Raw genomic sequence first — 19,864 nt, 5'->3', positions numbered from 1 at the left:
AAATATCAATAATTGCAAGAATAAATTCTAATAATTTTCATTACTTTACGGCAAACATAATCTATAAAAATTTAACTAGCAATATCACTATAAAGCTATAAAAATTAGATAATTTTTAAAAATTTTATTATATTTAAAAAACAAAAAATAATTTTAAGATTATAGATAAAAAGGAGTTATTTTCATCCTCAAATTTTGAGGATGAAATATTAATAAAATTTTAGGTGTTAAGCTATAAGGTTAAAATTTATTCTTTTTAACATCAGCTACTATTGTCTTAGCCATTTCATCGATTTGGGCGGTGATTTCATTCGTTGAGCTCACGATATCAACATTTTGCTTTGTAATGCTATCTATCTGGCTTACGCTTTGATTTATCATATTTATGCCTTCGCTTTGCTCTCTGATGCTCTCACTCATCTCGTTAATGCTTTGAGTAAGTATATTTGCATTAGTTTCGATCTCACCAAGTGATTTTTGAGTTCGTTCAGCTAGTTTTCTAACTTCATCTGCAACTACGGCAAAGCCTCGTCCATGCTCACCAGCACGTGCTGCCTCAATAGCAGCGTTTAGAGCAAGTAAATTTGTTTGATCGGCTATATCTCTAATAATAACGATGATGTTTTTAATCTCTTCAGATTGTTTTATAACATCTACAGTCTTTTGGCTAATTGCGCTCATTGAGCTACTCATTTGCTCAATCGCAGCAGCACTTTCTTGGAGAGAATTTGCCTGTGTGCTAGCACCTTGAGTTACTTGCTTCATTGATGCATCTAAATTTTTAGCTTTTTCTTCTAAGAATTGTGCTTGTTTTAAGTTAAACGCAAGCATATTAGCTATCTCTTCGCCAAGCTCATTTGTTACTAGTTCGACATTGCCTTTGGCATCCAAAATTCTTGAAGTAAAATCAGAATTTCTAAAATCATTAAAAGTTTTTTGGATCATATTTAAATCGCTACCGACTCTTTTCTCCAAAACATCTAGCATTTTATTTAAGACATCTTTTAATTCGATTAGTTTTGGATTAGCCGGAACATCTACTATCCTTGCTTTTAGATTTCCATTTTCTATCGCCTTTGCAGTCTCAACAGATTGAGATACCACCCTAGAGTCTTGATCGGCATTGTCAAAAATTTTAGCAATATTATCATTTATTAGTTTGCTCATTACGCCAAATTCATCTTTTGTTGCTACCTTTGAAACAACTGGCTCTTTTATCTCAAAATTTAAAAATCTAAAGAAACTAACCAAAGCATCTGTAATAGTTTTAATAGGATTAAGCGATCTTTTTAGCAAGAAATATACGATCAAAGATAAAACAACTATAAATATAAAGGCTAAAATAATCTGAACTTTTAAAATAGGCAAAGTATGCGAGCTAAAGATATTTTGATCCATTGCTGTTATTGCCAACCAACCTTTGTCATTTATCTCTAACATATAAGCATAGACATCTTCGCCTTTTGTATTTTTATATGCTATTAATCCATTTTCATCAAATTTCTTTTCATTATATTGTTTTATTAGACTCTTTGCGATCTCATGAGGTTTGCCAACTAATTCTTTATTTGGGTGCATTATAACGTTGCCATTTTGATCTGTAACAAAAGCATAGCTGTATTCAGTTTTACTAATTTGCGATATATTATTGCTCAACTCCTCAATAGACGCATCTATACCCGTAACTCCAATATTTTTAATAGGTGCAGCAAAAGTTATAACCATCGCATTTAATGAAGCTGCCATATATGGATCAGTATATATTGGTTTATTCTCGGCTTTAGCTTGTTTATACCATACTCTAACTCTTGGATCATATCCAGCTTTATTTTGCCCATTTGATCTAAACATAGCCCCATCCTCATATCCAGCATAAACAAGAGTGATCTCTTTTCCAGATATAGCTTTTGCTTGAGATAAAGCTAAATTTATACCATCAGCATTCATCGAGCCATCACTTTTCTCGCTTATCTTACTAAGAGTCTCAGCCATTTTCTCTATAGCATACTGATTATTGGTAAAAAAGCTATTTAGTGTGATTTTCACATCTTTTAAAATTTGCTTTTGAGTTTGTATTACTAACTCAATGGCTTTATCATGAGCTGTATTGTAGCTGGCTAAAGATATTAGTGAGAATGATATGAATAATGCCAGTATGAGCATTAAAGATATTTTGTTTGCAATCGAGCGCATTTACTTTCCTTTTACAAAAAATTAAGATACGATTTTATATTTTTTTATATTAAATAGTCTTAAATAATATTAATTACAAAATAGTGATGTATACATTAAATAATAATTTTGAATTATTTTTTCATTTTAGGTAGTTAAAATCAGCTAAATAAAATTAGAATTTAGGGGAGGCAAACCCATAAATTCGGCTCTAAGATTAAAATTTATTCTTTCTAACGTCGGCTACTATCGTCTTAGCCATTTCATCTATTTGGTCAGTAATTTCATTTGTTGTACCAACAATATTAATATTTTGTTTTGTAATACTGTCGATCTGACTTACGCTTTGATTTATCATATTTATGCCTTCGCTTTGCTCTCTGATGCTTTCACTCATCTCATTAATGCTTTGAGCTAAAACATTTGCGTTAGCTTCGATCTCGCCAAGTGATTTTTGAGTTCGCTCTGCTAGTTTTCTAACCTCGTCGGCGACTACGGCAAATCCTCTGCCGTGTTCACCAGCACGTGCTGCCTCGATAGCCGCATTTAGAGCAAGTAGGTTGGTTTGATCAGCTATATCTCTAATAATAACGATGATATTTTTAATCTCTTCGCTTTGTCTTGTTACGTCGCTAGCTTTTTGGCTAATGGCGTTCATAGAACTGCTCATCTCTTCTATAGCAGCCGCGCTTTCTTGGATGGAGTCGGCTTGCTTATGAGCTCCGTCGGTTAGAGTTCTCATAGATTCTGCTAGGATTTTAGCTTTTTCTTCTAGGACCTGAGCTTCTTTTAAATTTTCCCTTAGCATATTGCTTACTGCGTCGCCCGCGCTTTGAAGGCCTACTATCATATCTTTTAGATCGCTTTCAAGCTCGGGTTTTAACTCTAGTCTAGGAGTGTAGTCGTTTTTGTTGTAAGAAGCTAAAACTACGGCTATTCCTTTTAAATTTTCAGAAATAGAAGCGAAGAATTTATTTAGTAGATCTTTTAACTGAACTAAAGCCGGATTATTAGGGACGGAGTTAATCTTAGCCCCCATGTGTCCTTTTATCATGAGATTTGCTATACCGTTCATCTCCTCTATTAAGGCGCTGTCTTTTTTAACGCCGTTAAGGACTTTTTCTATATTTTCGTTAATAGATTCGCTCATTCTGCCGAATTCGTCCTGCGTAGTTACTACTAGCTTTTCCGGAGCGTTAGGGGTTTCGTAGGTGATGAATTTAAACGCGTCTTCAAGCTTAGTTTGAATAGTTCTAATAGGACTAAGAGATTTTTTAAGAAGAACAAATACGATAGCCGAAAGTATGACTATAAAAGCTACGGCTAGGATTATTTGAGCTTTTAATAAAGGCAATGTATTAGACGAAAAAGTATCTGCTCCGATAGCGGCTACGGCTAGCCAGCCTTGATCGTTTATGGCCATTACTTTTGCTGTTACGTTTTCGCCCTTATAGTTGGTGTAAGGGATTAGCCCGTTTTCGTCAAATTTTTTAGCTGCAAACGCCTCGGCTAGATATTTGCTTGCGGGAACGGTTTTACCGACGTTGTTTGGGTCGTTATGCATTAGTATTAGGCCGTCTTTATTCATTAGATAAACATAGCCGTATTTTGTTTTACCCATTTCAAGGATTTTTTTACTTAAAGCATCTATATTTAAATCAAGCCCCAAAACACCATCAAAATTTCCATTTTTATTTACTGGAGCGGCAAAGCTAATTACTAAAGCATTAGACAAGGCAGCTTTGTAAGGTTCGGTATATATAGCACCATTTGCACTCTTTGCTGCTTTATACCAGCCTCTAGTTCTAGGATCGTAGTTATCGGCTGGAGTTGTTCTAGTGCCGTCAGACTGGAAAAAATGTCCATCACTCTCGCGACCATAAAAAATATCAGTAACTAGATGACTAACGCTTTCTTTTTGCATTTTTGTTTTTTCCATGTACGAGTCATCATTATTTGGTATTTGTGCTATATCTGAAGCAGACTTTTTGGCAACTTCTAAATAATCTTCAAAAAAAGAATCCGTGGTTGCTTTGATATCACTTAGAATCTGATCCTGGGTCTGGCTGACCAACTCTACTACCTTACTTTCCGCTGTATAGTAGCTGACTGCTGAAATAGCAGCAAACGAAATAACTAGCAATGAGATGATAATCATCGCTATCTTTGAAGTTATGGACTTCATCTTTCCTCCTTTAAAAAGTTAAAATCGCTTTAATTTATCGAAAAAGAATTAAAACTAGTATTAAATTTACCCTCTATTTAATGCTTTTTAAAAATTAATAAAGATATCTTGACAATTAAAAATTTTTGAATAAATTTTAGATCACAAAATATCATTAAATAAGCTAGTTTTGCTTTTTGGTCTTTAGCCAGATATAGAGTATAAATTTTTACTTGAAAATCAATAAAATAGCGCCTGAAATAATAAGGCAAATGGCTAAAATTTCTTTTAAATTTAACCTCTCACCAAGAAAGATGACAGCCAAAATGATAGCCAGCACAACGCTAAATTTATCAACCAGCGCCACTTGATAGACCTTGCCTGTTTGTATCTCTTTAAAACACACAGGACAAAATAACACAGTGGTGATATCCTTTACGTCAAGTTTTACAAATATAATTGCAAAATAAAAAATTTATAAAGCTATAGGCTTTAATATAAATTTAAGCTTTTTGTGAGTAGTAGATTTATTTTAAACTTTAAGTTCAAAAGCAGGAGAAGACTCCCCTGCTTTTAATGTTATTTAGAAATTTTTGGCTCAGCAAAAGCTGTAAGCTTTAATGCCTCGTCGCCTTTATATTTTTCGATATTTACAAGAGCTGTGTGGCTGATGTTGCCGTTTGCTAGCTTACTTGTTGGGATATCTATGGTTAGCACGTTTGCACCGCCGTTTTTGCAAATTCCACTATCAAAGCCGTCATACCAAGCGCCCTCAGCTAGTTTTACAACGCCCTCTTTGATGTTTTTAGTCACGTGAGCACCTGCTAAAACCTCACCACGTGCATTAAATACACGCACCAAGTCGCCACTTTGTACGCCAAGCTCTTTTGCGTCTTTTTCGTTGATCCAGATAGGCTCGCGATTTGCGATAGCGTATTTGTCACGAAGTGAAGTTTGACTTAGTTGTGAGTGCAAGCGGTCAGTTGGGTGAGCACTTATCATGTGGAATTTAGCTGGCTTATCTTTCATGCCTAGCCACTCGATCGGCTCAAACCACATTGGGTGCGCCTTGCAGTCGTCATAGCCCATTTTCTCGATAGTCTCTGAGTAAATTTCTATAAGACCGCTTGGGGTTCCAAGAGCATTTAGTACAGGATCTTCTCTAAATTCGCCAAATCTCACCCAGCTATCGCTATCTTGAGATGAGGCAAATGTAACTGGCTTATTTTCATTCCAAAACTCTTCAAATGGCTTCATATCAGTAGTTAGCTCTGGCACAGCCTTGACCTGAGCGTAGGCTGCGTCATAGTACTCTTTGATCCAGTCAAACTCATCCTTGCCGTTATCTGTGTAGGCAATGACCAAATTTTTAGCATAAGCCTTGCAAAGATCGATGAAAATTTGGTAGTCGTCTCTTGCCTCGTGGTATTTTTCAACGACTTGCTTCATTGGCACGATGTTCATATTTGAGTAGTCACCAGTCATGGTGATATCGTTTCTCTCATACTCTGTAGTGACTGGGAAGACAATATCAGCCATTTTTGCTGTTGGTGTCCAGTATGATTCATGTACGACAACCGTTCTTGGCTTTCTCCACGCTTTTAAATTTGTATTTGTATCTTGGTGGTGCACAAGTGGGTTACCGCCGACCCAGTAGATAAAGTCGATATCTGGATAGGTGATCTTTTTGCCGTCGTGGTCGATCACTTTACCAGGATGTAGCAATGCATCTGCAATCCTTGCGACCGGGAAGGCATAGTTGGTTGCTTTTTGTAGCCAACTTTGGCCTGTGCCTGCTGCTGCAGCTGCCTTTGCGACGAAGCGACCTCGTTTATCAAACTCGCCTGTGTCTGTGCCGATAAACTCACCTTTTTCGTTAAATTTACCCACACTTGCGCTATTTATGCCGCCGATGACTGCACCCTTGCAAGTCGGAGCGCCGCCGTTTGAGTAGTGATAGCTAAGGCCAAATCCCCCACCAGGAAGGCCGATCTGTCCTAGCATCGCCGCCAAAGTCACCATCGCCCAGTGTGGTTGCTCGCCGTGGTGAGCGCGCTGCATGCCCCAGCCGCTCATTATCATAGTGCGGTTTGCGATAAATGTATCAGCTAGCTCTTTTAAAGTATCTTTATCGATGCCACAAATTTTGCTCGCCCACTCTAAATTTTTAGGTGTGTTGTCTGTTTTGCCAAGTAGATATGGGAGGAATTTATCAAAGCCAGTTGTGTAGGTTTCAATGAAATTTTTATCATACTTGCCGCTCTCATATAGGTAGTGCATCATACCAAGCATCATAGCTGTGTCGGTGTTTGGCACCGGAGCGATCCACTGAGCATTATCAAAGTATTGCGCTGTGTCACTCTTGATAGGATCGATGATGATCACTTTGATATCTTTTTTATTTTTGAGCTCTTCAAAGTATTTAAAGCCCTGCTCGTCGGTGCTAGTCCAAGCTATGCGAAGTGTCGCAAGTGGGTTTGCACCCCAGATGACTACGACTTTTGAGTTCTCAAGTACGACTGGCCAGCTGGTTTGCTGCTCATAGACCTCGATACTACCCACGACGTGAGGCATGATAATTTGGCTAGCACCTGTTGAGTAATCTCCTAGTGAGCCAACAAAGCCACCACTAAGGTTCATAAATCTATGAAGTAAAATTCTTGAGTTATGTACGTTACCGCTTGATTTCCAGCCATAGCTGCCCGCAAATACACTTTGTAAGCCTTTTTGTGCTCTTGTTTTTTTCAGCTCTCTTGCAACTAGCTTGATCGCCTCTTCGTAAGGCACCTCAACCCACTCATCCTTGCCGCGAAGCTCTGGCTTTGGACTATCTGGATTTTCAAGGTAGCTCTTTCTTACTGCTGGGCGCTTGATACGACATTTGTAGATCATATCTGGTGTGTAGTGCTGAAGTGGGTTGTAAATTTCACTTGTTTTTTGGATAGGCTCTGACTTTACTGCAACGCCGTTTTTGGTTGTCACTTTTAACATACCCCAGTGGGCAGCTGTGATGACCTCGCTATCTCTTAAAACACTCTTTTTTACGCCATCAGCAAATAAATTTGATGCTGTTACGCTTGAAAGCAAAGGTGTCGCTGCAATTGCTGTAGCACCTTTTTTTAGAAATTCTCGTCTGTTCTCGTTCATCTTATCTCCCTTTCATTTTTAAGTTTTCTTTTGAATAAGCTAAACTTTAATATTTGTTTTTACTCGCCGCTACAAAAGTTTTGCTTATTTACCTAGGTTTACGTCAGATGAGTGTTTTTGAAGGTATTCAACAACCAACCACTCGTCTTTTTTCTCTATTGCGGTTCTGCCGATCATTGATTTTAGAAGTGACGGCCATTGGTTTGCGTTGAAATGTGTGGTTTGAGGCAACGCATGGCAAACGCCACAGCTCTCTTTATACATCTTATCAGCTTTTGCAAACATCGCGTTTACGTCAGTGCTAAAGCCATCTTTTTGAACAAAAACTGTTGTTTCTACCTCGTTCCATTTGCCGTTTTTGCCCTCTTTGATCACTTTAATATCAAAAGGTGCAGTTTTTGCAAATGCCACCGAGATAATCCTCGCGCCATCAGCAAAATAAACTACGTTGCTAACAGCTGGGTTTTGATAGCCTTTTACTTTAATTTGTACTCTGTCACCGCTTGTTTGTAAAATTTCAACTGCGTTGGTTGGTAGCAGTCTGCCTATACTTTTTGTTGAGCTAGCATCACCGTAAACATCTTTTACAACATCTGTGTAGTTTACACTAGCACCAAATGCCGCACAAGCCACGATGGCTGAAAAAATGATTTTTTTCATATTTCTCCCTTCAAAATGAAATCGTTCAAATTTTAGGAGCTTTTTGATTAATTATAAATTAAAATTAAAGATATATTTTAAGAATAATGTAGAAAATTTTATTTAAAAATGAGTAAAAATACGCCAGACACGATAAGACAGACGGCTAAAATTTCTTTTAAATTTAGCCTCTCACCAAGAAAGATGACAGCTAAAATGATAGCAAGCACAACGCTAAATTTATCAACCAAAGCCACTTGATAAACCTTGCCAACTTGCATCGCTTTAAAATACATGAGCCAAGATAGTCCAGTAGCTATGCCACTAAGTATGAGAAAGAGCCAGTTTTTTGGGCTTAGAGAGCTTAGTGGCTGCCATTTTTTGGTCACGCTTAGAAGTAAAACAAGCATAAAAACGACAACGATCGTTCTTATAAATGTTGCAAAATCGCTGTCAATATCTTTTACGCCAAGTTTGGCAAAGAGCGCAGTAAGTGCAGCAAATATAGCTGAAAGAGCTGCGTAGATAAACCACTCTGGCATCTTTTTTCCTTATAAATTTAAAGGGGCAAATTTGCTTCGCCCCACTATAAATTTAACCCTCGTACTCGCTTAGCATATCGATAGTCGGCGCAAAAAAGAGTGCACCAGTTACTGGAGTGCTAAAGTCAAGTAGTCTATCTGAATTACCCTTTGGCTCGCCTATGAACATCTTTTTTAGCATCTCCTCAACGGTCGAAAATGTGCTCGCATAGGCGATAAAGTAGGTGCCGCTCTTGCTGCCTTCAGTAAATGGCATATTGCCGCGCACGACCTTTTTATCGTCTCCGACATTTGCTGCAGCTGAGTGTGAGTTACTAGGTTTTTCATCCTCGCTCATCTCGATATCAAGCTGCTTTGAGCGGCCTATCACCTTTTCTTGCTCGCTCACACTTGTGGCGTTCCACTCTTGCATTTTATGAAAGTATTTTTGCACAAAAACGTAGCTTCCACCCTTAAATTTAGCATCCTCGTCGCCAACTTTTGCAAAGTGGTCTCTATCCTCGCCCTCAGGATTTTCAGTGCCATCAACAAAGCCTATGATCGCCCTGCCGTCGTGGTATTTAAAGCCTTGCACCTCGTCTACAAGATCAGCAAATTTATATAGCACACCCTTTACACTTTGCGCCATATCAAAGCAGTCAGCCGCATTTAACGCACGGATATGAATGTGCAAATCACCTTTTGTGCTAACAGCCTCGTGTTTGTCGCCCTTAATCGCTTTAAAATTTACAAGCTCTTTTGGCAAGGTTTTTGTGATGGCCAGCTTTTTCCATGCATCGTGTCCGACGCCAAGGACGCAGTTTACATTTTCGCTCGCACCAAATCTAACCTTTGCAGTTTTGTTTAAATTTATAACCAAAGCACAAAGCCTAGCAAAACCCTCTTTGTACGCCTTTTTATCATCTTTTAAAACCCAAGTTTGAAAGACGGTGTTATTTCCTGGAGTTTGTGTAACCTCTTGTGAATTAAAACTCATTTTTTCTCCTTTAAATTTATGCGATATTTTCTAAATTTAGCTGTGAATTTATCTGCTCATCGTTATCATCAAAAACAAATTCGACCTTGTTTGCCCCAAAGCTCTTTGCGATCGCTTCAAGCGTGTCGCGAGCCGATTTATGTATCTTGCTTTGAAGCTGTGAGATAAGACGAACACTCATCTTTTTCACTTCACTTCTAGCCTCTTCTATAAGTCTGTTTTTGTCCTCTTCTGTAAATGTGCTTCCAAAAAAACCATTTAGCGAATCAGGCAGTAAAAATGGTATAAATTTGCCATTTTTCTCGTCATAAAATTTCATATCGGCGATTGAAAATTTATACTTGCATGGTGGCATTTTTATCTTATAGCTAGAGTTTGCGATCTGCATGATCTCAAGTTTTGGGCTAGTTAGATCGTAGATGAAATTTATCTCAAACTCAAATATCATCGAAAGCTTCTTTTCGCTTACCAGCCACCTTAGATACTCTTTGCCAAAATTTCCAAACGCATGATCTGTCTTAGTGACGATCTCTTTGCTATATACTTGAAAGACAGATAGCTCGCCTATACTTTTTAGCTGCGAAATTTCCGTGCTGACAGATACATTTTGACTCTCATCTTTAGCCTTTTTTAAAGCCCTGCTCGCCCTATAAAATGCAAATGCAAGGACTGCTAGCAAGAGAGCTAATATCAAATTTATATATTCACTCATTCTTTCTCCTTTAAAGCTTGCTATTTTAGCTTAATTTTGTAAAGCAAAAGGAATTTTAGCTTGTTTTTTTGCTATCTTGAAATCCACAAAATAGCAAAAAATTTTTAAAACAATTGAGAAAATGAAAAACCACTTTTTTCAAGCACTTCTTTGATCTTTTCTTGATGCTCAAGACCCTTTGTCTCAAGCGTGATCGTAATACTTGCATCGCCATAATCAAGCCTTGTTGAGAAGCGATCGTAATCGATCTTTACGATGTTTGCGTTTGCTGATTTGAGGCTATCTGTTAGACTCATGAGCGCTCCTGGCTTATCCACAAGCGTTATTTGTAGTGTCATCTTTCGGTGAGACTTGATAAGACCCTTTTCAATGATGATAGAAAGTACCTGTACGTCGATATTTCCACCACTTAGCACCACGCCTATCTTCGCACCTTTTTTAAATTTGATCTTATCATGCATAAGTGCTGCCACACCAGCTGCGCCAGCTCCTTCTACAACAATCTTTTGCGTCTCTAGCAAAAATAAAATCGCAGTTGCTATCTCCTCGTCATCGACCTGCACAAACTCATCAACGCACTCAATAATATTTGCTAACGTGATCTCGCTCGCGTCACGCACAGCGATGCCATCTGCGATCGTGCGGACTGATTTTGAGTTTATGCTTTTTTTAGCGCCATAGCTATTAAACATAGCTGGAGCACCCTTTGCACCAACGCAGACCACTTTTGTCTTTGGATTAACTTGTTTTATACAGCTTGCCACACCGCTAGCTAATCCGCCGCCGCCAACTGGAACGATGACCATATCAAGATCACTTATCTCATCAAGCATCTCAAGCCCCACAGTGCCCTGCCCTGCCATGACGTACTCGTCGTTAAATGGATGAACAAAGGTCATACCCTTTTCTTTAGCATAGTTCACCGCAAAAGCGTACGCCTCGTCAAAGTTATCACCCTTTAAAATGACCTCTGCGCCAAGGTCCTTTGTGCCAGCAACCTTTAGGAGTGGGGTTGATTCTGGCATGATGATGCAAGCATGCACGCCAAATTCTTTTGCACTTATAGCAACACCTTGAGCGTGGTTGCCAGCGCTTGCAGCCACGACGCCACGTTTTCTCTCCTCATCACTTAGGCTAGCTATTTTATTGTATGCGCCTCTTATCTTATATGCGCCGGTTCTTTGTAAATTTTCTTCTTTCAGGTAAACACTTGCGCCTAAAATTTTACTAAGCTTTGCACTTAGCGCAAATGGAGTCTTAGTCACAAAATGACCGATCGTGATCTTTGCTTGGATGATTTTATTTAGTGAAACCATTTTTTCAAATTTTCCTTTTTAAAATTATTCTTTTGCCCTTAGTAGCACGCCACACTCGATGTGATGAGTGTTTGCAAACTGATCAAAAATGGCAAATTTTATCACTTTATGGCTTTTACAAAGCTCATTTAAATTTTCTTTTAGAGTCTCTGGGTTGCACGAGATGTAGATGATATTTTTGAAATTTTTGATGAAATTTACGACACTTTCACTAAGTCCTGCACGAGGAGGATCGACAAGGACATGCGAGAAGTTAAAATCGCTTAAATTTATATCCTTTAGTCTATTAAATTCCCTAACGCCAGCAAATGCACTCATAAGCTCATCAGCATCCATTCGTAAAAATTTGATGTTTTTAGCCTTATTTAGCTCGCAGTTTTTAAGGGCATTTGCGATCGAGCTCTTTGAAATTTCAGTGGCAAGAACGTTTTTAAATTTAAACGAAAGCGGAATAGTAAAATTTCCATGTCCACAGTAGAGCTCAAGAAGGTCAGCACCGCCTTGCACGCACTCTTTTGCCCAAGCTATCATCTTTTCATTTACGGCTCTATTTGGCTGGATAAAGGCATTTTCACTTAGGCTAAATTTATAAATTTGACCTCCAATATTTAGCTCGTCTATCAAATTTAGCTCACCACTTAGCAGCTTTTGCCCACGAGATCTAGCAAGTATGGTGACATTAAGCTTACTGGCTAGAATTTTCATAGCCGTTTCAAACTCGCCATCAAGCCTTTTATGATAAAGAAGTGTAACCAAAATACCGTTTTTGCAAGAGATAAATTCCACTCCAAAAAGCTTTGCACGCAGTATTTCACTCTCTTGTAAGCTGCAAAGCAAGCTTGGCATGAGAGTAGAAATTTGCTCGCAAACTTTTGGACAATCATCTATAAAGACCTTTTTGCCCTTTTCGCTTGCATGCATCGTATAGCAAAGCTTGCTGCCTTCGTGCCAGATGCCAAACTCAGCTCTCGTGCGGTAGTGTTTTGGTGTTGAGCTAAAAACATCAAACTCACCATCATAAAGCTCTGAAAAATTTTGTTTTACAAGGTCAGTTTTAAATAAAATTTGCTCATCGTAAGGAGTAAAAAGAGTGCAAGAGCCACACTCTTTTAAATAATTGCAATCCAAATTTATGCTTCTACTTTCTTTCCAACAAATCTAACTAGTGCCCAAATCGCTAAAAATCCGCAAGGAAGTGCAATCCAAACGCTAAGACCAAGTGCAACTGGCAAGTAACCAACTAGCACACAAACTGCACAAACGCTAAGTGCATAGACCATTTGAGTCGATACGTGATCAATATGGTTACATCCTGCGCCCATTGATGAAAGGATCGTAGTATCCGAGATCGGTGAGCAGTGATCACCAAAGATCGCGCCTGTAAGTACGCCTGAAATATTTACAATCATATATGCATGCATCGCATCACCCTCTAGGCCGTAGTTTTTGCCGACAGCATAAGCTAGTGGGATAGCTAGAGGCATTAAAATACCCATAGTGCCGTAGCTTGTTCCAGTTGAGAAGCTAATAAACGAACCAAGGATAAAAACAGCAACTGGCAGGATAAATTTAGGTGTAGAAGAGCTTAATAAATCAACCAAATATCTTGACGTGCCAAGCTCTTTGATAACAGCACTAAGGCTCCACGCAAGAAGCAAAATGACAACCGTAATTATCATAGTCTTCCAGCCCTTTACCCATGTGCTGATAGCCTCTTTTACGTCAAAAATTTTACGCCAAACACCCATTGTGATAGCTACGATACTAGCAAGTAGTGCTGCTTGAAATAGCGATGTAGCCGAGTCTGCCGCGCCAAAAGTATCTTTAAAAGTAGAAAAAGCAAGCGGATTAGCGAGTGCATTTTTAAGAGTATCACCCTCAAGTGCAGCAAGACCACTAAAATAAAAACTAGTAAATGCACCAATGACCAGCACAAGAAGTGGCACAACAGCATTTGCAGCACTTAGTTTTACACCCTCTTTTGGCTCAAGTGTTTTATCTTCAAGATCTTGGATTTGAGTTTTACCTGAGTGAAGTTCGCCTCTTCTAGCACGTCTTTCAGCTAATAGCATTGGGCCATATTCACGTTGCATCAAGGCCGTACAGACTATAAAAAATAAGATGAAGAGGTTGTAAAATCTATATGGAATTGTCTCGATAAATATAGAATAAGCGTTAATACCAGTCTCTCCAACTAGTTCATAGCCCTTTTCAATGAGTGAAACTTCAAGCCCAACCCATGTCGAGATGATAGCAATACCAGCAATCGGTGCTGCAGTAGCATCGATGATAAAAGCTAGCTTTTCGCGGCTTATTTTAAATTTATCGCTTATTGGTCTCATGATTGGACCTACTATTAGGGCATTTGCGTAGTCATCGAAAAATACAAAGATACCCATGAGCCATGTTGAAATTTGAGCTGAAATACCGCTTTTTGCCTTTTTGCTAAGCCAAAGAGCAACCGCCTTTGTGCCACCCATCTTTGTGATGAGTGCGACCACACCACCAATACAAAGCACTTGAAGCAAAATACCTGAATCAGTCTTATCAGCCATTGATTCAACGACCCTTGAAACGATGCCGGTAAAGCCTTTTACGATACCCATAAAGATGTTTTCATTGATGATGTTTATGAGAAACGTTCCGCTAAAAACACCTATAAACAGCGACAATATAACGTCTTTTGTGATAAAAGCAAGTGCTATTGCCACAACAGGTGGTATAAGCGTAAATACGCCATAAATTTCAGCGTTTCTCTTTGCCACTTCTGGATCGACACCAAAAAGCGCAACGCTAAAAAAAAGTAATAATAAAATTTGTCTCACAAGAACTCCTTAAAATTTTTCTATCGCAAGCCCAGCCCAAGTCTGCGTATTTGCCATGACTTCGACCCTGTTTATGTTGACACTTCCAGGCATATTTAGACAATTTACCAAAATCGTCGCGATATCCTCAGATGTGATAAAATTTGTATTTTCATAAAAACTATCCGCCTTTGCCTTATCTCCCCTAAATCTAACCTCGCTAAATTCAGTCTTGCAAAGCCCTGGCTCGATGTTTGTCACTCTGATATTTGTGCCAACTAGATCATTTCTTAAATTTAAACTAAACTGCTTCACAAAGGCCTTTGTAGCACCATAAACGTTGCTACCAGGATATGGCCACGAGCCAGCTGTCGAGCCTATGTTAAAGATATAGCCCTTTTCTTGTTTGTAAAGTAGCGGCAAAACCGCCTTTGTCGAGTAGATAAGGCCCTTGACGTTGGTGTCTATCATCGCCTCAAAATCCTCTACCTTAGCATCTATCGTCTTTTCAAGTCCAAGTGCCATGCCAGCGTTGTTTACAAGCACTTCGATATCCTTAAATTTATCAGGCAGGCTCTCAGCCGCCTTAAAAACAGCTTCTTTATCACGTATGTCAGCTAAGATGATATGCGTATCACCAAGCTCACTTGCAAGCTTTTTTAGCCTATCTTCTCGCCTTGCAAGAGCGACTATCTTGTAGCCCTCTTTTGAGAGTCTTCTGGCGATCGCCTCGCCAAATCCAGATGTTGCACCAGTTACAAAAGCTGTCTTTTTCATTATTTTTCCTAATTGAAATTTGGTTTTAAACCCAAATTTTCTAAAAATTTGATCGTCTTTTCGTTTTGTTCTTTCATGGCATAGTCAAGCGCGTTAAATCCAGCGTCATCAGTGGCATTGATATCAGCGCCATTATCCATCAAAAGATTTAAAATTTCTGGCGTTGCATGAGCTGCTGCATGCATAAAAACGCTTCTGTTTGTATGCTCTAGACCGCATGTATCTTCAATTTGCGTCATACCCAAATTTATCATATTCATCTTGGCATTTTCGTCTATGTAGCTCTCGTTTGCATTGGCGCCATTTTTTAGCAAAAGCTCACAAAGTGGCTTATCGCTAAACTGCACAGCATAAAAAAGCACACTTTTTCCAAAGAAATTTTTGTGATTTACATCGGCTTTATTTGCAAGTAAAATTTTTACATTTTCTATATTTTTTAAAGCAAAAAATAGAGGCGTCTCATCGCCCAAATTCACATCGGCCCCACGTCTTATTATCTCTTTTATCATATCGCTACTTTTTTCGTTTAAAAGTGCGATATTAAGCAAATTTGTAAGCTCAGCGGTACTGAAATTTTTCGAGTAGAGCAAATTTGCCAGCTCATCGGAATTTATCCTTTGAGCCATTATATTTTGCTCAGGTGTTAAAATTTTAGCTTTATTTACACTTTTACCGACACCAAAAGTCAAAAACTCATTTACCACGCTAGTTGCGTAGTAAGCAGCACTTGCCGTATCAAGTCCAAGGCTTTCATAAAATTTTACAAGCGGAGTTTGAGCATTTTTGTAAGCTTCAATAAATTTTTTATATTTTAAAAAATTAAATAAGCTCTCGTTTGCCCAGTATCTAAGATACTCCATTCTGGCATCTTTTTCGCTCTCAGCAACCTCTGGCTTTGCAAGTTCTTTTTGATAAAGCTCAGGTGCGAATGACGCTTTTAGCAAAAGCCATCTAAGCTTGTTTAAATTTTCTTTATAAACTCTATCACCAACGCAACTTTGAGACTCACTTCTCACAGCTACACTCGCATCAAAAAGCTCTTTTACCTCTTTTAAATTTAAAAGCGAGCCATCACAGTAAAATAGCCCCTCATTCGCGTAAGCAAGCTCGTTTGGAGTAGTTTTAAAGCTCTCTTTTTCGGCAAGATCACTGCACTCTAAAGCGTGTAAATTTATCAAAAAACAAACGCTAAAAAAGAGAAAAAAAACTACTTTTTTCATCAAAGCTCCTTAAAATTTCGCGATATTGTAACAAATTTATATACTAAACTCGCTTATTTCATTAAAATTTAGGTATTTATAAATTTGATCTTTGTTTAAACTAAGGCTATCTCTTACTATTTTTTTATACTCACTAACGCTTGGCAAACGCCCTAGCAGCGCACATACAGCGGCTAGCTCGGCACTTCCTAGATAGACCTTTGCGCCCATGCCCATTCTGTTATCAAAATTTCTGGTTGATGTAGAAAAAACAACGGCATTGTCATTAACTCTTGCTTGATTACCCATACAAAGCGAGCAGCCTGGCACCTCCATCCTTGCGTTTAATCTTTTAAAAATTTCATAAACGCCTTCATTTTCAAGTGTGCTTTTATCCATCTTTGTTGGTGGTGCGATCCAAAGCCTAGTTGTAAGCTTGCTCTCATGCTCCAAAATTCTAGCAAGCGCCCTGTAATGGCCGATATTTGTCATACAGCTTCCCACAAAAACTTCATCGATTTTATGCACTCTTTTGTCATCAGCTAAAATTTCACTTAGCGTTGCCACATCGTCTGGGTCATTTGGACACGCCAAAATCGGCTCATCTATCTGAGCCAGATCGATCTCCAAAATTTCAGCGTATTTTGCATCTTTATCGGCTCTTAAAAGCGTTGGATTTTCAAGCCATTTTTGCATTTTTTCTTTTCGTCTAGCAAGCGTTTCACGGCTCTCATAACCAGCTTTTATCATCGCATCAATCAGCGCAACATTTGAGCGAACATACTCCACGACACTATCAACGCTTAAATTTACCACGCAAGCAGCCGCTGAGCGTTCAGCCGAAGCGTCACTTAGTTCAAACGCCTGCTCCACTTTTAGGCTCTCTAGCCCTTCTATCTCTAAAATTTTACCCGCAAAAATATTCTTTTTATCTTTTTTTTCAACACTTAAAAGCCTTTTTTTGATTGCAAAATATGGTATCGCATTTACAAGATCGCGAAGTGTCACGCCCTCTTTTAGCTCGCCTTTAAATTTGATCAAAACCGACTCTGGCATATTTAGCGGCATCATGCCAAGTACCGCTGCAAAAGCCACTAGACCACTTCCCGCTGGAAAGCTGATACCGATAGGAAATCTTGTATGACTATCGCCGCCAGTACCCACCGTATCAGGTAGTACCATGCGGTTTAGCCACGAGTGGATGACGCCATCGCCTGGCTTTAGACTCACACCGCCACGTAAATTTATAAATTTTGGCAAGCTCTCATGCATCACAAGATCACTTGGCTTTGGGTAAGCGGCCGTATGGCAAAAGCTTTGCAAAACAAAATCCGCGCCAAAACTAAGGCTTGCAAGCTCTTTTATCTCATCTCTAGTCATCGGCCCAGTCGTATCTTGCGAGCCAACAGTTAAAATTTCTGGCTCCACATAAGCCCCGGCTCTAACGCCAGCTACACCACAAGCCTTGCCAACCATCTTTTGAGCCAGCGTATAGCCACCACTCTGCTCTTTTGGCTGATCCGGCTTTATAAAAATTTGCTCCTCGCCAAGCCCTAGAGCCTCTCTGGCCTTTTTGGTAACTTGGCGTCCTATCATAAGTGGTATCCTGCCACCTGCTCTTATCTCGTCACTTAGGGTGTTTGGGCTAAGTTTAAAATTTGCCACGAGCTTTTTCTCAGTGCCAATAAGCTTATAAATTTCGCCTTTAAATGGATAAATTTCTATCTCATCGCCCATCTCAAGCTCGTTTACGTTTGCAACTATTGGCATTGCACCGCTATCTTCCGCGGTGTTAAAAAATATCGGAGCTATAGTAGTGCCTATCACGATGCCGCCCGTTTTTTTGTTTGGCACGCCCTCTATCTCATCGCCAAGGTGCCACTGGATAGAGTTTATGCCACTCTTTCTGCTGCTGCCAGTACCGACCACATCGCCAACATACGCAACTTTTTTACCACGAGTTTTAAGTTCTTTTAAAATTTCTAGACCCTCAGGCATCTTTTTAACAAGCATTGCTTTTGCGTGAAGTGGTATGTCGGCCCTTGTATAGGCCTCACTCGCTGGACTTAGGTCGTCAGTATTTGTCTCACCAGGTACTTTAAAAACGCCTGCGTTTATACAGGTTTCGATTGGCTTTTTATGCGTAAACCACTCTGCGTTCGCCCAAGAAGCAAGCACCTCTTTTGCAAATTTATTGTTGCTACTTAGCTTTGCGATCTCGTCAAAATATTCATGCACTAGGATGATATTTTTTAGCTCATTTGCCGCGGCACGCGCAATATTTTCATCACTATTTTTTAGAGCTCGCACTAAAATTTCTACATTGTATCCGCCAAGCATCTTGCCTAAAATTTTAATGGCACGCATCGCGTCAAGACCGTTAACAGCAAGCCCATCAATCACTTCACCAAGAAATTCTGCCTTTATCTTCGCTGCGTCATCAACGCCAGGATTGATACGAGTTTCAAGCAAATTTATAAGAAATTTTAGCTCGCTTTGTGCCTTTTCGTCGCTACTAGATTTGCTGGCAAGTTTTATTAGCTCGCAAACTTCACTTGTTTGCTTGGCATTTAGCGCAAGCGGTGGCACGCCCTCTTTTTCTCGCTCACTTACGTGTTTTTCGTAGTCGGTAAAAAAGCTCATGAAATTCCTTTGTGGTTTTTGCTCGTTATTTTTAGTCTAAAATCGCTAGTTTTGCTTGCATTTTATCAAAAAGCAAAACAAACTAAAGTAAAATTTGCCTAAAATTTCAAATTTCAAGGAGCAAATGTGTCAAAAGCTTACCTAAAATCGCCTATCGGAATTTTGGAGATCATCGCTAGTGAAAATGGAATTTGTGAGATAAATTTTGTAGATAAATTTGAAAAAATTGCAGTAAAAGATGAAAATTTAAAGCTTTGTTTGGATGAGCTAGAGGCTTATTTTAATGGCAAGCTTAAAAAATTTAGCGTGAAGCTTGATATAAAAACAACTAATTTTAGAGCAAAAATTTACGAGGCTTTACAAAAAGTACCATACGGGGAAACGACCACATACGCAGCCCTTGCACTTGCCGTAGGTCACAAAAATGCCTACCGAGCAGCAGGATCAGCCAATGCTAAAAATCCAGTGCCTATCATCGTTCCTTGTCACAGAGTGCTAGCTAGCAGTGGGCTTGGCGGCTACTCAGGTGGAGATGGCTTGCCAACTAAAATCTGGCTTTTAGAGCATGAAGCAAAGCATAAATAGCTAAAAATTTATCAGAGTATTTGAAACGTATGCAGTGCTTTAGCGCCATTGAATGCACCTTGAACGTGAGTGATTTAGCAGATTTAAAAAGAAAAACAAGAGGATGGCCTCGTAATTCAAGCCCCATTGTCTCTCTTTTGAATAAAAAGGAATTTATAAATTTAATCAAGTCATCTTTACAAATTTTA

General features: G+C 39.0%; 15 protein-coding genes and 2 pseudogenes. 1 reads left to right on the top strand and 16 read right to left on the bottom strand.

Annotated features, from left to right (window positions below):
• Positions 1-240 precede the first annotated feature (240 nt).
• The 16 genes and pseudogenes from CYP51_RS10270 to CYP51_RS05460 form a co-directional block, all read right to left on the bottom strand.
• Complete coding sequence (locus CYP51_RS10270; RefSeq protein ID WP_159070040.1) at positions 241-765, bottom strand: methyl-accepting chemotaxis protein; 525 nt, start codon at positions 763-765, stop codon at positions 241-243.
• Positions 766-1,422: 657 nt separating this feature from the next.
• Positions 1,423-2,163: pseudogene (locus CYP51_RS10265) on the bottom strand (cache domain-containing protein); the annotation flags it as partial.
• A gap of 226 nt (positions 2,164-2,389) precedes the next feature.
• Complete coding sequence (locus tag CYP51_RS10260; RefSeq protein WP_374188056.1) at positions 2,390-2,830, bottom strand: methyl-accepting chemotaxis protein; 441 nt, start codon at positions 2,828-2,830, stop codon at positions 2,390-2,392.
• 795 nt (positions 2,831-3,625) lie between these two features.
• Positions 3,626-4,330 (bottom strand): annotated as a pseudogene (locus tag CYP51_RS10255) (cache domain-containing protein); the annotation flags it as partial.
• 235 nt (positions 4,331-4,565) lie between these two features.
• Positions 4,566-4,757: an EamA family transporter gene (locus tag CYP51_RS05515; RefSeq protein WP_258032800.1), complete on the bottom strand. Its 192-nt coding sequence runs from the start codon at positions 4,755-4,757 to the stop codon at positions 4,566-4,568.
• A gap of 158 nt (positions 4,758-4,915) precedes the next feature.
• The gene (locus CYP51_RS05510; protein ID WP_103624691.1) at positions 4,916-7,483 is read right to left on the bottom strand and encodes a molybdopterin-dependent oxidoreductase; all 2,568 of its coding nucleotides are present in this window, start codon (positions 7,481-7,483) and stop codon (positions 4,916-4,918) included.
• A gap of 84 nt (positions 7,484-7,567) precedes the next feature.
• Positions 7,568-8,143, bottom strand: a complete 576-nt coding sequence (locus tag CYP51_RS05505; protein ID WP_103624690.1) for a cytochrome C — start codon at positions 8,141-8,143, stop codon at positions 7,568-7,570.
• A 98-nt stretch (positions 8,144-8,241) separates the two neighbouring features.
• Positions 8,242-8,664: an EamA family transporter gene (locus tag CYP51_RS05500; RefSeq protein WP_103624689.1), complete on the bottom strand. Its 423-nt coding sequence runs from the start codon at positions 8,662-8,664 to the stop codon at positions 8,242-8,244.
• Positions 8,665-8,716: 52 nt separating this feature from the next.
• Entirely contained in the window at positions 8,717-9,640 is a 924-nt protein-coding gene (locus tag CYP51_RS05495; RefSeq protein ID WP_103624688.1) for a Dyp-type peroxidase, read from the bottom strand.
• Positions 9,641-9,656: 16 nt separating this feature from the next.
• On the bottom strand, positions 9,657-10,352 hold the full coding sequence (locus tag CYP51_RS05490; RefSeq protein ID WP_103624687.1) for a DUF4230 domain-containing protein: 696 nt from the start codon (positions 10,350-10,352) through the stop codon (positions 9,657-9,659).
• A 104-nt stretch (positions 10,353-10,456) separates the two neighbouring features.
• On the bottom strand, positions 10,457-11,668 hold the full coding sequence (gene ilvA, locus CYP51_RS05485) for a threonine ammonia-lyase (protein ID WP_103624686.1): 1,212 nt from the start codon (positions 11,666-11,668) through the stop codon (positions 10,457-10,459).
• A 24-nt stretch (positions 11,669-11,692) separates the two neighbouring features.
• A complete protein-coding gene (trmA, locus tag CYP51_RS05480; protein ID WP_103624685.1) occupies positions 11,693-12,796 on the bottom strand; it encodes a tRNA (uridine(54)-C5)-methyltransferase TrmA in 1,104 nt (367 codons plus the stop codon).
• A 2-nt stretch (positions 12,797-12,798) separates the two neighbouring features.
• Positions 12,799-14,493: a Na+/H+ antiporter NhaC family protein gene (locus CYP51_RS05475; RefSeq protein ID WP_103624684.1), complete on the bottom strand. Its 1,695-nt coding sequence runs from the start codon at positions 14,491-14,493 to the stop codon at positions 12,799-12,801.
• Positions 14,494-14,502: 9 nt separating this feature from the next.
• On the bottom strand, positions 14,503-15,249 hold the full coding sequence (locus tag CYP51_RS05470; protein ID WP_103624683.1) for an SDR family NAD(P)-dependent oxidoreductase: 747 nt from the start codon (positions 15,247-15,249) through the stop codon (positions 14,503-14,505).
• An 8-nt stretch (positions 15,250-15,257) separates the two neighbouring features.
• Positions 15,258-16,469: an ankyrin repeat domain-containing protein gene (locus tag CYP51_RS05465; protein WP_103624682.1), complete on the bottom strand. Its 1,212-nt coding sequence runs from the start codon at positions 16,467-16,469 to the stop codon at positions 15,258-15,260.
• A 36-nt stretch (positions 16,470-16,505) separates the two neighbouring features.
• Positions 16,506-19,091: a bifunctional aconitate hydratase 2/2-methylisocitrate dehydratase gene (locus CYP51_RS05460; protein ID WP_103624681.1), complete on the bottom strand. Its 2,586-nt coding sequence runs from the start codon at positions 19,089-19,091 to the stop codon at positions 16,506-16,508.
• A gap of 126 nt (positions 19,092-19,217) precedes the next feature.
• Between CYP51_RS05460 and CYP51_RS05455 the strand changes: the two genes are divergently transcribed.
• Positions 19,218-19,676: a methylated-DNA--[protein]-cysteine S-methyltransferase gene (locus CYP51_RS05455; RefSeq protein WP_103624680.1), complete on the top strand. Its 459-nt coding sequence runs from the start codon at positions 19,218-19,220 to the stop codon at positions 19,674-19,676.
• Positions 19,677-19,864: the final 188 nt, after the last annotated feature.

This window comes from Campylobacter concisus (assembly GCF_002912895.1).
GTDB lineage: Bacteria > Campylobacterota > Campylobacteria > Campylobacterales > Campylobacteraceae > Campylobacter_A > Campylobacter_A concisus_G.
This window is presented reverse-complemented; position numbering and strand designations above follow the sequence as displayed.